Source organism: Celeribacter arenosi (genome assembly GCF_039539485.1).
Taxonomy (GTDB): Bacteria; Pseudomonadota; Alphaproteobacteria; order Rhodobacterales; family Rhodobacteraceae; genus Celeribacter; species Celeribacter arenosi.
In genome coordinates this window covers 113,449-128,114 of record NZ_BAABDF010000003.1, presented here as the reverse complement: position 1 = coordinate 128,114, position 14,666 = coordinate 113,449, and the positions used below count along the sequence as shown (strand labels likewise).

10 protein-coding genes are annotated in these 14,666 nt (G+C 52.8%); 4 read left to right on the top strand and 6 right to left on the bottom strand.

What is annotated here, in order from left to right:
* Positions 1-64: 64 nt before the first annotated feature.
* From ABD815_RS02840 to ABD815_RS02830, 3 genes are all read left to right on the top strand, one after another.
* Entirely contained in the window at positions 65-3,862 is a 3,798-nt protein-coding gene (locus ABD815_RS02840; protein WP_344843185.1) for a hypothetical protein, read from the top strand.
* Between the two features lie 20 nt (positions 3,863-3,882).
* A complete protein-coding gene (locus tag ABD815_RS02835; protein ID WP_344843182.1) occupies positions 3,883-5,067 on the top strand; it encodes a hypothetical protein in 1,185 nt (394 codons plus the stop codon).
* 237 nt (positions 5,068-5,304) lie between these two features.
* A complete protein-coding gene (locus tag ABD815_RS02830) occupies positions 5,305-6,687 on the top strand; it encodes a hypothetical protein (protein ID WP_344843180.1) in 1,383 nt (460 codons plus the stop codon).
* A 280-nt stretch (positions 6,688-6,967) separates the two neighbouring features.
* On the opposite strand, the gene ABD815_RS02825 is transcribed toward ABD815_RS02830, so the two are convergent.
* From ABD815_RS02825 to ABD815_RS02820, 3 genes are all read right to left on the bottom strand, one after another.
* Complete coding sequence (locus ABD815_RS02825; RefSeq protein WP_344843178.1) at positions 6,968-8,170, bottom strand: SIR2 family protein; 1,203 nt, start codon at positions 8,168-8,170, stop codon at positions 6,968-6,970.
* Between the two features lie 710 nt (positions 8,171-8,880).
* Positions 8,881-9,570 (bottom strand): SH3 domain-containing protein, encoded by a 690-nt coding sequence (locus ABD815_RS15105; protein WP_425549840.1) that lies wholly within the window; start codon positions 9,568-9,570, stop codon positions 8,881-8,883.
* A 729-nt stretch (positions 9,571-10,299) separates the two neighbouring features.
* Complete coding sequence (locus ABD815_RS02820; protein ID WP_344843176.1) at positions 10,300-10,722, bottom strand: helix-turn-helix domain-containing protein; 423 nt, start codon at positions 10,720-10,722, stop codon at positions 10,300-10,302.
* 365 nt (positions 10,723-11,087) lie between these two features.
* Between ABD815_RS02820 and ABD815_RS02815 the strand changes: the two genes are divergently transcribed.
* Complete coding sequence (locus ABD815_RS02815) at positions 11,088-12,182, top strand: tyrosine-type recombinase/integrase (protein WP_344843173.1); 1,095 nt, start codon at positions 11,088-11,090, stop codon at positions 12,180-12,182.
* Positions 12,183-12,304: 122 nt separating this feature from the next.
* On the opposite strand, the gene ABD815_RS02810 is transcribed toward ABD815_RS02815, so the two are convergent.
* The 3 genes from ABD815_RS02810 to ABD815_RS02800 all read right to left on the bottom strand — a co-directional run.
* Positions 12,305-13,048 carry a ribonuclease activity regulator RraA gene (locus ABD815_RS02810; protein WP_344843171.1) on the bottom strand — a complete coding sequence of 248 codons (744 nt, stop codon included), beginning with the start codon at positions 13,046-13,048 and terminating at the stop codon, positions 12,305-12,307.
* Positions 13,049-13,059: 11 nt separating this feature from the next.
* Complete coding sequence (locus ABD815_RS02805) at positions 13,060-13,983, bottom strand: sugar kinase (protein ID WP_344843169.1); 924 nt, start codon at positions 13,981-13,983, stop codon at positions 13,060-13,062.
* A 12-nt stretch (positions 13,984-13,995) separates the two neighbouring features.
* Positions 13,996-14,666 (bottom strand): SDR family NAD(P)-dependent oxidoreductase (locus ABD815_RS02800; protein WP_344843167.1); only part of this gene is annotated, 671 nt, incomplete at its 5' end.

Sequence of the window (14,666 nt, the reverse complement as noted above, 5' to 3'; positions counted from 1 at the left end):
CTTAGACATCTGACGATGCTCATGTGTTAGTTGTGGGGGGTATTTCATTTCAACGGTAGATTTTATGATTCCTTTATCGCCAATGCCCAAAAAACTTGAAGAGAACCAAAACACTGGAGCGTTTGAAGATTTAAGAAAGCAGTACAAAAGTACCTTTGCCGTTTTGGAAGGTTCGGACCCGCTCGCTACTGCACTTTCCTTCGCCGCTCTTTTGCTGAATGAAAACCTCCAAAGTTCGACCTATCGGATCGAGACGTTGGTCAATTTGGCTTTGGCGCTTGGCCGCGACAAAAACAGGCTCAAACAGAAGGATTTCCGCAGGCTTTATGGGGACATGGAAAAGGGCATCGTCGCAAGACAAGAAGATCCAGCTGAAGATGTGCTCGTAAGCAACATCAGCACTATGCGTGGCAATTTCCTCGTACTTGAGGGGCTAAGTGAAGGCGCTGGATACTTCCTGCAGGTTATCATGCAGATGGTCGACAGTCTTCCTAAGAACGATAGCTACGACGTGATCAGGGATCCGGTCCATGCACTATTGACCTTGTCAGATGAAGCCTGCAAACGCGCAGGTTTGTCCAGAAACCAGCTGGGAAACGAGATACCCCAGGCAAAGCTCAATCCACAAGACGCTGAACGAATAGCGGAGCTGAGAAAGTGTCTTACGTTCAGCTCGGCTGATCTTGATGATCTGGGTATAAAGCTCGACGACTTTGGCGACTTTGGATTTGATCCATCAGCAAGAGCAAAAATCCTCAAACAGAACCTACTTCACAACGACCTCGAACGTTGCCCGGTATGCCATAAGGACGGCAAGACTTTCCTTCTGCTTCCGACTGCAGTTAGCGGCGGCATTCGTCGTTTTGTTTTCGAGATGGTTGTCAAAGCCTATGGGTTGGACACCTTCTTGAAGGCTCTAGCTCATGAATACTCAAAGCGACTGAACTTGATACCTTTTCTCGGGGAATTTGGTCGAGTTCAGCTAGAATTTACGCCCGCCGGTGACACTCTCATGGCAAGTGTGTTTCGCTGGGTGGACGACGGTAGAGCGCTTCACATTCTGTTCTTCATGGACAATCTGCAGGGCTTCGAAGAAACAGGGTTTGGCGGATGGGACAAGAACCAGCCCTCTACATCCACTGCAATCCTCGATCACATTAAGCTGGCCAAAGCGAAAGCCGAAGAAAGCGATGACTTTAAATCTGGCATAAGCCTAGTAGTAGGCTGTGGCATCGGACGAGGCATCATGCATGATGTCAGCGTCTTAGAACTTGAAGACTGGGACGTAGACTTTCTCTCTGTGCACGACTTTGAGGTCCTTTCGAACAAGAATAGCTTTGCGCCGATTTCACTATGGCGGCTGAAGGATGCTGAACGGCAGGTCTCGGAAGCTGGAATTGAACTCGTCAACATCAATGGACTGCTCAATTTGATTGCGTGGCGAGAGCAACTTGGCGGCCACTTGGTACCGCACAATCAGGTTCCAGATGCCTTCGGAGATGGAGGTGCCGGTTTGATCATGGTCGATCAGAACGCGTTGCGCACATTGCGACATCAATCGCAACAAGAGGCCGATGTTCATTCCGCCTGCAAGCTTGATGGCAGTTGGACTTTGGTCAGACGCACGTCCAGCTCGTTGAGCGAAGAAGATCGATCCATTTCTCTATATGCAGACATGCTAAGCAACGAGAGCCTTCCGGCTTTGCTGTTCGAGGATCGGGGCACCGAATGGTGGACTCAGGTAAGTGGTGTTGAGGGTAGTCCGAGAGATGCGATTTTCGAACGGTGGAGGATGCTGTCTACATGGTTGCCTCGAATTTCCCAAGCATTTGGTGCACTTGAAGAACAGCACAAACCGCCAAATCGATTGCAAATCAATGCAACCTTTGATGGTGCAATGGCTGGCCTGGCAGAGCAGCCTAAGCCGTTCTCAGAGAATGAGCTGAGGGAAACTCTTTCAATAAGTGCTCGGATCGACGAAGCGGTGGTAATTGTCAAAGCCAATCGCAGATTTGAAGATGCTTTCTTCAATGAAGATAATGTTGCCGAAAGAGAGTGGGTGAGGGCAGTTTGCCTCGGAGTTTCACAACTAGCAGCTGAGCCGTTGCCCGCAGAGCAGTTTGAGGATCTGATAATCTCGATTGTTCCAAACAATCGTGTGCGGCAAACACATGCCTTCCCAGCGGTCAGTTTTCGCGATTTTGTTCATCACAAACTTCCACGAAAACCAGTATTCATAAACGATGCCGACACGAGCACACTTAAGCTTTTCCTTGGTTGGAAGGTCCATGACCGCAAACTGGGCGGAACCCTGCAAGGAAAAGCGGAGTGTACGGCCTATCTGCGCCGACTAGTTGAATACCTTGAAAATAAGCTGATCGATTTCTTAAGAAAGTTTGAAAAGAAATCTGTTTTGCAAAGGCTTATCACTAACCATGAAGCTGCAATGTGCGACCAAGAGACTTGGAAAAGAACCGCCGCTGCTGTCAGTGCTTTGCACGAAGACAAAGGACGCGCATTGGAGGAAATACTCAAGCACCAGTCGAAGCTTAACGCAGTTTTTCAGTCATCGCGTGTTCTAGTCGAAGTTGCCAACTGCGTTTGCAGTCTCGACGAAGGCGATGCATTTGGTGAGTTTGATCTCGCAAAGTCCATGGCGATGATGATTGAGATAATTGAATTTGGGGGATGGTCTGACGCAATTCACTACGGTGCGATGGAACCAACACTTATCGTGGCGGCGCTAGGCGATGTGCTCGCAAACCATGACTTTTTCGAGGAGATTGTCGTTCCGTTCGGTCAAGCTGGCATGAAATCCAAAGTTGAGCGAAGTATTCAAGGTTATGGGGATCACTTCTCGGCACCTAAGGAGAGGACTGGCGAGCTGGACAAGAGGTTTTTGGCCGAAAAAGAACAATTTTCAAAGGCGTGGGAATGCGAGCTTGGCTTCCCTATTGAAGCACATGGAGCTTTTCTAGTTGCTTGTGAAGAGGTGGGGCTGGCCGAGGAGAACGCGTGTTTTGTGGTTCGAAAGTCGGAGCTTACGCGGAAGGTTCTGGACCTGAAGCCGGAACTGGAGCCGCATTTAGATAAAATCCTTCATGAGCTTTCTCTGCCCCCAAGATCAGACTGGAGGGTCGTTCCTGAAGGATTTACTGATCTGGATCGCCAACCTTGGAAGTTCCGTCGTTTGCTGAGTGTCCTTCGGCGACCTTTAATCCAACTTGACGACGCAGAAGATCCTGAAATCTATCTTTGGCCAGGGATGGTCGGTGATGGGGGTGAGTATACTTTCGTTCGGTACTGGGAAGCCGAATTTCGCGAAATTCAAATTCGCACGAAGGAAATGCTGCGTTGGAATGGCTCAGTGAAGGATAAAAGTAGCTTCAACGATCAAGTGGCTGGAAGGCTCCGTGAATTGGGTTGGACAGCAAAGTCAGATGTTGGCCTTACACAGATTTTGGGTCGTTCGGAGGATGAAAAGCTCGGCAACATCAAAAGACTAGGTGATGTCGATGTTCTTGCGTGGGACGAACAAACCCGCCGTGTAATTGCTATTGAGTGCAAGGATCTTATGTACCGAAAGACGGCTGGAGAAATTGCCGAACAGTTGTCAAGTTTTCGGGGTGAATTGGACGCGAAAGGCAAACCAGACCTCTTGCTCAAGCATCTCAACCGAGCATCCGCCCTGCGCGCAAACCTAGATCAACTAAGGAAATTTACGGGGATATCCGATCCTATTTTGGAGGATTGCCTCGTGTTTAGCGGTCAGGTCCCCATGGGTTACGCTAAGGAGGGAATACGCAGCAAGGCAAACATGTTGCTTTTCGATGAGATAGATACCCTGACTTTGAAACCCTAAGGTGCATAGTGAGTAAATGTATGACCGAAAAATCTATTCAGGACTACTTCGGTAGCGTTGACCGGCCTCAACGGCTCTATTGTGGCCGTTGTGAAAGACTGATGCACCTCGACTTCGTACACTTGCAGGAGCGCATAACAGGTGTTCAGTTTGACATTGAGGGAATACCTGCGTTGCGATGCAGCTGCGGAAATCTCGAATGGCCAGATCGATCAAAGTTCGCAATAATCGATCTTCATCGAAAGGCGATGGAAGAGGGAACTGATCGTGTCACCTCAACGCGCAGAAAACCAAACAAAAAATATGCCTTCTCAAAAGTGCCCTTCGAGTACGACTCAGATGACTATGAGAACATCCCTGGGCTTACACGCCCTTGGGATGAAGGATTCCTAACACCAGTCTTTTTCAGACGCGACGCACTATTGAAATTTGAGCACCACCCAAACTATGAGGTCAAATTCGCGTCTGCGACATACGGGACGATTTACTCCTCGGAACCTGCTTTTTACATTTCATTCGGCATCAACGAGAACAGCCTATTAGTCGTGTGGCTAGGGGACATCGCAAAGCTTCCGGAGACAGAGCAATACTATCTTCGCTCCGAGAATGTGCCATCGGATCACCACATCGGAAGCGAGTTCTATGAGGGGCAAATTGAGGTCAAGTTCACTGAAGAAGCTCCGGAAAACAGACTTTTTCGGTTGCGCTCAGAGTTGAATGAAGCGTCGCGGAGCTCACTCGGATTTCCGATTTTTCAGGTGTCCAGCGAAATCCTCGACAGTGCTATCCTGGTTCGCGACCCCATCTTCGACACAAAGACTTCGCGTGCTCAAGTCGCTCAGGCGTTGAACGATGTGTATGTGGAGTCCTTAGAAGCAGTTCAGCTAAAGAAACATCTAAAGGCACAGGGTGTAGACGTTTCAAACATCAAGGGAATAAAACTTCTAAAGCAACTGATGATCACTTTGGGAGGCTCAGAAAATCTTCGAGAACTGATGAAGCCGTTCTATCTGATCTATGATTTGCGAGTTTCTCAATCCCATCTTATGTCAACCGATTCCAGACGTGAGAAGGTTAACTCCGTGTCTGCTCGATTGGGCATGGACGATAAAGCAACATTCCCAGAGATTTATGAAAAGCTCCGGGAAGCCCTACATGAAACATTGACCGTAATGGAGGCGACACTGAAAGGTCGACCCTCTTAGGAATTTCTTCGATAAGAACCAAATTTTAGGCGGTCGTTAGCTCATCCAAACATTCTGAATACACATCCCCCGCTGTTCCACTGCAGCTGCGTCCTCGCTGCCGCCATGCACATTTTGAAAATTCTGCGCCAATGACCAAGGTCCGGTTTGGCGGGCCGCGCCGCAGTATCCAACACGAGACGTGAATGGCAGCAACGGGCCGATGTCATCTCCCCCATTTTCAGCTAAGTGAACCTGATGACATACTCTTTGAATTCATGGTGCGCCCGCCTGGCGCCGTCACTGAGCCATCTCGCCAAAGTTCAAGAACCATTTCTTGCGGCCTATTGGCAGGCGAGCTCTTACCCGACACACGTGTCATTCAACGGAAAAGATGAAACACCCTTTCCAAAGGACGACATGGCTCATCTCTTTGATCTCGCGCGCTCTGCCTCACGATCTGTTGAGAAGGAATACTACAAGCCACTTCGCGAAGCGCTTGACCCGGTGAGAGGTATCCTGAGGTCACACCCAACACTCGCCAGAGCGCTTGGGACTGGTATCGGAAACGAAGAATTTCACGTCAGAATCTTAAACGGGACATCGCTCACCTGGCTGACGCAAATCGTGGCCGGTTTGTTGGAACGCGCCCATGAAGATGGCGACGGCGGTTTTGCAAGAGCTGCGAACGAACTTGGATCGGTCCTTGATCTGAGTTCGACGACCTTAGGAAATGATGTCCCGAACGGGCTTGATCTGGGCTACGATCTAATGCTGTTCCATGGTCCCGAAATTCGCAACGAATTTGAGATTCAGGGTGGTTTGATCGTCAAACCAGCTGCCGACCTTTCAGATTATCTGGATCGCGAATGGATCCGAGATTTTGTGCCGGAGGAGATGGACCGACGTGATTGGCGGCAAATTGGCGCTGTAGTGCGGCCGTTCCATTGGCGACCGGCGTTTCGGCGGAAGACTGACTATCGCGATGAGCCGCCTAGGTGGCCTCCAAGATTTGAGGACGACGCTCTTACATTCTTGGAATTTCTGTCAGTTGCGAACCAAACACCTGTCATACCTTTCATGTTGATGCATGGATGTCTGCACCGATCCGCGCACGGCTTGCTGGGCTTGGCCCACAGTCAAGGTGGTTTCCAACCGATACGTCAAGTCGGGCGTCGGCACGATCCTTTTCGAGCCCCTCCACGGCTCCAGAAAAGCTCGATCGATCTGGCCAAACAAGCCTACGGTAAACGAAAAGGTGAGGAATTTGAGCGCTTTGCGCCGACTATTCATCGGCTCTCAGAATCTTTGGCGCGCTTGGGGCGCTTTGGTGCCAACGACCGAATTCTGGACATTTCGCAATCGTTGGAATTGATGTTTAGACCTAGTGGCGGTGGGATCAGTCGACAGCTCCAGGATGGGATGGCTGAATTGCTGGGTGTCGACGAAAAGCACAAGGACGAAATTAGAGCTGCGATCAAGCAGGTCTATGACGTCCGCTCAGCGATCGTGCATGGCGCAACCGACGCGAGGCGTAAACGCCATTTAGAAGGCCGCCAAAGCGCATTTATTAGCGGCTTCAATCTGACCCAGCAGGCACTCTTCAAAATGATTCTGAGTGATGATGGAACGCGTGACTAATTTTGCAAATCAGCGAATGTCTGCAGACCGCCAGTTCGCGCAACTCCAGATATTGAGTACGTTTCCAATGTCCGCAATGCGGGCTGCAAGCGCAGCATAGGTTGGATCGGGCCAAGGTCCGGTATGGGCAGAGCACTACCGAGGCACCGTTCGCCTGCTCGAGGCGTGGAGAGCGGACTTTCCGCATTGCGGCATGGTCAACGTCGGAGGTCGCCGAAGCGGACCTTCGAGTGGCGTTCCATTTCAATGTCTATGACTGAGCGCCGCATCCGCCGCGTCATCAGTTCCCAAAAACGGGGCCAATCGTTTCCGCACCCAGAAAAGGACTTTCTACCACTGTCAAATGACTTTCAGGGATGCCAAGTTCCAGTTGAAAAACCTCTTTCGGGCGCGTTGGGTTGGGGTCAATTATCGTGACGCGAGGGACAGATCCACGCCGAAGAAAGGCGTCCCTAAATAGGTCGAGGCTTTTTAGGTCAGTCTTAGGAAATGAATAGCCAATCACGAGCACCTCGTCGCAAACTTCCAGAGCGTCGCTTGCCTTGCGCCAAAGTTCCTCAAACAAGCTGCCGAAGAACTGGTAGCTTTTCTCCTTTACCGGTGGGATGATCAACGGCATCGAAGCAAGACCCTGCGTCCCTGCTTGTCCTTCTGGCATCCAAGGCATTTTAGGCTGAACCTTAACAATAACGTAGCCGTCCGGAGCCGAGCGACCTGGAACATCAGTCAAATTAGGTGGGTAATAGCCGTAAGTCATTGGGGCATAGCCGCTTGCATATCTGCCTGCATGTGTCGCGTAGGGACGCGTAGCATGTTCATAGACGAATAATGAGTCCGCCGGAAGCGCATGCGTCAGAACCAGTTCCTCACCCTCGTATATCGGGTGAGCGGTCAGCCAGTTCACCGAGCCATGTAATTTTATTAGTTTGTTGGACGAAGACTTTTCTTCTGGACCGACCCAACCATCGCGGAATAGTCGATGTGGCGTAATTCCGTACCCACTATCAGGCACCCAGTCAGTAGCCTTCATCAGCGCGCGATCCATAAGAGTGTCCCAGTTAAAAGTCAGGATGACATCTTCTGGTCGAAGCGAATTCGCAAGATCGATGTGACTTTGCGATACTGGTCCGTTGGCGATCTCATTCAGTGTCGTCGCAAAAAGAAATATCAATTGGTTGTAGGGCTTTGAAAGAACTATGCGATCAAAACCCCCTTCTTCTGTTTCAACACTCGCCAGCCTGGCAGCAATCTCGCTATGTATCTCTTCTATATCTACACCTGCTGCGAGATAGGCATCTGTGTCCGTGATACCTTTCTGCGACTGAAGGTAGTGAATTAGCCCGTCACGCAGAACCCAAGGGTTGGCCGCTGCGTCCAATTTGAAGAAGGTAGGGAAAAAGTCGTTGGCGATTGGCATCCTTTGTCCGGTCGGCGAAGCGCCATAACTCTTCGATGCACCAGCTCCCAGCAAAACGACTCGCATTCATTAGCCTCATTATTTTGACGTCAATCAAGAAGACCTGTTATCAAAAGTGCACCCAGGAACCAATGGTTGGGAATCCATTTGCTGGCCGCATGCCATAGGCGAAAGTCGCGAGACTGAAGACACCGAGGATGACGTGGAGACTGATGCCAGCTGATGGGATTCTGGGGATCGTAGGTATTGCCACGATCTGGAAGGAGGGTTTCCGCCAATCCTCATGGAGCGAACCGGACCTCAGTTTAATCCCAACCCAATTTAATCCCAACCCGATGGCGGCTTTGGGCCGGGATATCAGATCGGTTCTCCGTCAATGAAAATATGCCTCGATGTCATGGCCGCACCAGGTTCCATCCGCACGCGTCGGTTCGGCACCGTACGAAGGAAATCCGCCACATCGTCCAGAGAGTTTAACCGGACCGGGTTCATTGTTTGACCTGGCTCGAAGCATTCAGAGAAATGTCCTCCGTCGCGGGGATATCTCTCTGCAGTTTTTGTTACTGTGCCATCCTCAATCTTTTCAATCCGATTCACCGCCGTCTTTACTCCTTACACAAGCGCCATCTTCTGCGTTGTTCCGTCAATGCATCTTAGCGCAAAGAGGATTTCAAGCCATTGATCAATGTCCGGTTAGGGCCGCCCACGCGTGGCCGGTAGAAGTGCAGACAAAACGATGACGCCAAAATCTTCGCTTTAGGCAATGAATTTTAGCTTCATCGACACCAGTTTCCTGGCCGTGGCGGGCAGCTCGTAGCACCACAACGGTAAGGGACAGCTAGGCCTTCACCAATCAGAATTCTTCCCACATCCCTGCCATCAACGGAAAGCAAACCACATTGCCTCCCATAGTTGCACTGGCGTGTTCCTTCGGTTCCAGGGCGGCAAGAACAAGCCACCCTTTGAAACTGAATCGATCCAGCTTCACGCAAAAGAATTCGCAAACGATTGGTTGCTTGTAGCCCGCGCTGGAGCTCAGCGTTGCATGCAGGGGAGCCGGTTTCTGGCGCATTAAACCCAACCAACCGAACGTTTGCCTGCTGACCCCTTATTGCTACGGTATCGCCATCAATGACGCGAACTTCAGATGCGCTGACCGTTCTACTGCTTGGAATATTATTTGTTGGCGTGGGAACACTTCCTCTTGATGCGGCTAGGTAGTTGGATGACATCCAGCCCGTCCCGAGTGGAGAGGCGATCTGCGACCAACCATTCTGAACGGTGAGAACACTTACTCTTGTGCCCTCTGCCAGCTGGCCCATCACCCGATTGTTGGTTGAAGGGCCTTCACGTTGATTAACGCTGCTCCCGGTTACAATCGCGTGTGTCGAACTATCGACTGGGCGAGTTTGAACGCTGGATGACCCACCATCAAACAAAGCGCTCAGCAGGCCCAAAATCCCCATAACGAGGATGATGGGAAAAAACAGCTTTCGTTGGGCTCTACGAATTGCCCGTTTGGGCGCATAGATGATTTGGGCCGGTGACGCAGTCCGTTTCTGAGGCCGAGATCGTTGCTGCACGGTTCTAACGGCGGGCCTTTGCGCCGAAGAGGGGTTTGGTATCCCAACCTGTTGAGGCGCTACAGCAATGGATTTGTCGTCGCTCTTTGGGCGCTCGAGCTTCAGAATTTTGTGGAGTTTCGAGTACTGCGCCTTGCTAAGACTGGTCTTGGGTCCATGCCGCAAGAACAACGCTTCCATGTTTTGAAGGAATGATCGTTCCCAATCATTTACTGAATTTGAGTCTAGCTTGCCCCCAATGCGGGACAGTATGAGTTCTGTTCGCTCTTTTGAAAATGGCATCTGAGACTTGCTTTTTACGGATCCTAATGTTCCCCAAGAAGGCTCTCAAAGCGTCGAGATAGCATACCCAGAATAACGACGGGCCCGAGCAAAAGCATGATTGCGATCGAAGCAGCCACCAAAGTGACAGCCTGAAAAACATCAACCAAGAAGAACTCGGAAGGGCCAGTGTAAAAGATTGAGAAGCGAATAAGTCCGCCGAAATAGATTGAGACAGCAACCAAAAAGGCGGTCTGGATAGACAGCAAGGGGTGGACAATGTTTCTTTGCGTCCGTTCCAACGTAACACGCCTGACCTGGCGCCAATTTTTGCTCGCATGCTTCACAATCTTAATCCCTTACCAATTCAATCCACGTGTGCACATCGTCGTCACTGACTTCACGGCCTTCGACGTGTGACTGATACCAGCGAGCCACGATTGCTCCGCGTTTCTCGCTCTTAATTTTGATGTTTTCTTCAGTGAGGTGCTGATCGAGCGAAATCTCGATCCTTTTTAGCGCCTCGAAGTCATGAGCCGCTCTGACAGATTTTGTGCCCAATAGGATCCATGCTGCGTCCACATCAAATTTGTCAGAAATCGCGACCAAAGCTTCAACGGGTAGGCCGCGCTGGCCTTTTTCGTAGCTGTGATAGGCGCGGTGTGAGACGCCGATCGCGTCCGCCATTGCGGTTTGCGTCAAGCCGACTTCGTTGCGCGCGATCGCAAGTCGCGCACCCATTGCCGAGAAGACAGCCTTCAAATCCCGCGCCATGTAAGGTTCCTATTGACGTAACTGTCAAATTGCGCGAAACTGCACAAAATGACATAAAATTCCAATTAATCACATCTGACCACGTCAGAAGGTGCAGAACAAGCGATTCCATGCGTGTCGCCGATTCAACTTATGCGGACAAGGACGACTGAAATGGCAGAGACCAACTATTCAGACAGCTCTCAGATCTTGGGGCTTGGGAAAACGCCCGCGCAGTGGGTCGAAGTCATGGCCGGGATGGGAATCGATATTTCGGAGCGCACGTTACGCGAGCGAGCAAATGAGTCGGGTGCATTTTATCGCCTTGGGCGAACCATGCTGATCACCCCCGCGCAGATTGATACGATTTTTGAAGGAGGCCAGTCATGCCGCTCCAAATCTACAAGAGGGGCCGGGTTTACTGGGCCAAGGGGTGGATTGAATACAACGGCAGACCAATCGCCGGCCCATACCGGCGAAGCACTAAGGCATCTTCAGAAGAGGGCGCACGGGACTGGATAAACCATGAGACCGAACGTCAGATCCGTCGCTATGTCGTGGGCGACGAACCGAGCAAAACTTTCTCTGATGCAATCATGCTCTACAACGCGTCTCCCAAGGCGGCCAAGCAGTTGATCCCGATCGTTGAAGCAATCGGCGACCTGTCGCTGAGCGCGATATCTGGCGCGCTATTGAAGAGTCTTGGGCCGAAACTGAAACCCAAAGCGTCGACCGATACTTGGTGGCGCGAAATCGTGACGCCCGCGAGTGCGGTGATCAACAACGCGCATGAGTTGGAAGGAACGCCTCTGATCCGCGTGAAGCCCTACGACAAGTTCGAGCGGATCGCGCAGGACAAGCGGCGAGGCAAGCTCAGCCGCGTCGAACGCACTCCAGCTGATAAGGAATGGATCGAGGCATTTTGCCGTGCTGCCGATCCATACAATGCCGCGCTGGTTCGTTTCATGTTTGAGACGGCCGCGCGAATTGATCAGGCCGTATCATTGGAGCCGGATGATCTTCGGCCGCACGAGAACAAAGTCCGCGTGAAGGCGCAAAAGGGTCATCCGGAAAGTTGGATCACCGTCTCGCCTCAGATGATGGACGAGCTTCTCGCACTGCCAGCCAAACGGCCCAAGAACCGCAAGACCGGCAAGTTCATGAAAGCCCGTGTTTTCGGCTATGGCAGCTCGACAGGCTACAACACGCGCTGGAAGACAATCTGCAAGCGCGCAGGCATCCCTTACCTTTCAGCCCACCCCGCTGGGCGGCACGGCTTTTTCACGGAGCTTGTTGTCCGTCAGGGCGTCGATCCCGTGACGGCGGCTAAAGCTGGACGCTGGTCAGACCCCAATTTGCCCATGCGCATCTATGCCCACGCAGAGACCGATGAGGCCGACATCAGGGCCCGTTTTCGTACAAACCACGTACAAGATGACGCTGTACAAACACCCAACAGTAAGAAATCACGAAAGGAATAGCGCTATGAACGCATCCCTCCTAAGGGGCAGGTTGCATGTTCGAATCCTGCCGGGGTCACCATGATCTATTGAGCAATGGTCTTTCGCCGATACCTTCACCTGCGCAGGGCGTCGGGCAGCCCTCACGCATCCCTATCGGCTTTCCATTTGGCATAACGGGTTAGAGTATCCGGATCGGTCGGCGGATAGAGGCCGCGAATTGTGGCGCCACCTTTGACTTGTTCGAGTACGAATGACTCGAACACTTCCATCTCGACGGTTTCATTTGCAATCTCGTCGGCCAGATGGCGCGGGATCACCATGACGCCGTCGCTGTCGCCCATCACGATATCTCCGGGGTAAATCGCGACGCCGCCGCAGGCGATTGGTAGGCCAATGTCCACAGCGTGGTGTTTGGTCAGGTTCGTCGGAGCCGATGGTTTTGCCGCAAAAACCGGCATGTCCAATTCCGCGGCACCTTTCGCGTCACGAATGCCGCCGTCACTGACCACACCCGCAACCCCGCGCATCTGGCAACGGGTCAGCAGGATGGATCCCGCAGAAGCAGCCGAGGCGTCCTGCCGACAGTCCATGACCAACACTGCGCCTGAGGGACATTCCTCGACCGCAACGCGTTGGGGGTGGTCGGGTTCGCGGAACGCGTCCAACGGATCAGTATCGGGGCGGGTCGGGATGTAGCGGAGGGTGTAGGCGGGCCCGACCATGGTGATGACATCGGCGCTCAATGGCATCGCGCCTTGGACATAGGCGTTGTGGTAGCCGCGTTTGAACAGCAGGGTTGCCACGCTCGCCGTGCTGGCCCGTGACAGTTGGTCCAAGGTATCTGGAGACAGCTCGATGGTGTCGGCAGGTTGAGGGTTGGGCATATGGTGCCTCTCTAATTTGCGTCCGGTGTGGGCAGGGTGGCCGGATCAATCGGGACGAGCGCCCCGCGTTTCTGCACCACGGCTCTTGATAGGGCACACGCGTAGGCGATGCCGTTCGTGATGGTGTCACCAGCGGCATGGCGCGCAATCACGCCTGCGTTAAAACTGTCACCCGCTGCGGTCGTATCGACGAGGGTGTCCAGAGGGATCACAGCCACTTCGCCGCGCGAGTTACCATCGGCATAGAGCACAGGATCGGCCCCGTTTTTTACGATAACCGTGTAAGCGCCCGCGCCCAGATAGCGCTCTGCCGTGGCGGTCGGGTTCGCGTCTTTGAACCAATCCGCTTCGTCTTCGAAAGAGGGCAATGCCAGATCGCTAACAGCGGCGCCGGCCATGATGACTTTCTTCATTGTCTCGGTAGATTCCCATAGCCTGGGCCGCAGGTTTGGATCAAAGGCGATTGCCTTTCCGGCGGCTCGGGCCTTTCGTAAAGCGTTCAACAGGCGTGTGCGACCTTCGGGAGGCAGGATCGCGAGTGTGATTCCCGAGAAATAGATGAGATCGACATCGGCCATCGCTGCGTCGAGCAAAGCCGGATCGTCGGCCAATGCGCGCGCTGCTGATTGGCCTCGCCAGTACGAAAAGCTCCGCTCGCCCTGATCAAGAGAGATGAGGTAAAGACCGACGGTCTTGTTCGGTGCGACCCGAACATGGGAACCGTCGATCCCGCTTTCGCGTATGAAGGTCGTCAACTTCTGCGAAATCGCGTCGTCACCCACGGCGGTCAGGTAGGAAACACCGACCCCGGGCGCACAGCGGGCCAGATACCACGCCGTGTTGAACGTATCGCCCGCAAACCCCAACCGGTAATCACCATCAGTGTCGGTGGGGGCCATTTCGGCCATACACTCACCAATCGCAAGAACGCGCATAGTATCGGCTTTCTATGAGAACAGCATGCCGCCGTTGATGTCGATATTGGTGCCCGTCAGAAACGCGCTGTCGTCACAGGCGAGGAACAGCACAAGGTTCGCGACGTCGTCGACGTGGCCCTGACGTTTCAGGGGAGCGCTCGCTTCATAACCTCTACGGCCCGCATCAGGTGTGTGGATGTTGTGGAAATCCGTATCGATCATACCGGGGCAGAGGGCATTCACACGGATGTCAGGACCGACTTCCTTGGCCAGACCGCGCGTCATGGTCATCACGGCCCCTTTGGAGGTCGCGTAGGCCACGGCACCGGCACCGCCACCATCACGTCCTGCCTGGCTTGCGAGGTTCACGATTGTTCCGCTTTTCATGTGGGCAAGGCAGGCCTTGGTCATCATGAAAGTCGACGTGACATTCAGGGTCATGACGGCTTCCCAGTGGGACAGCTCCATCTCGGCGATAGTTTTTCGCGCGATCAGACCGCCTGCATTGTTCACGAGAACATCCACACCACCAAAGGTATCGACCGCAGCGCCTACCAGTTTGTCCACACCCGCCTGGGTGTTGAGGTCAGCCTGCACCGCAATGGCTTTGCCGCCTGCGCTTTCGATTTCGGCCACGACCGCGTCGGCACCTTTCGAGCTTTCAAAGTAGCTGATGGCGACACTCGCCCCCTCGGACGCGA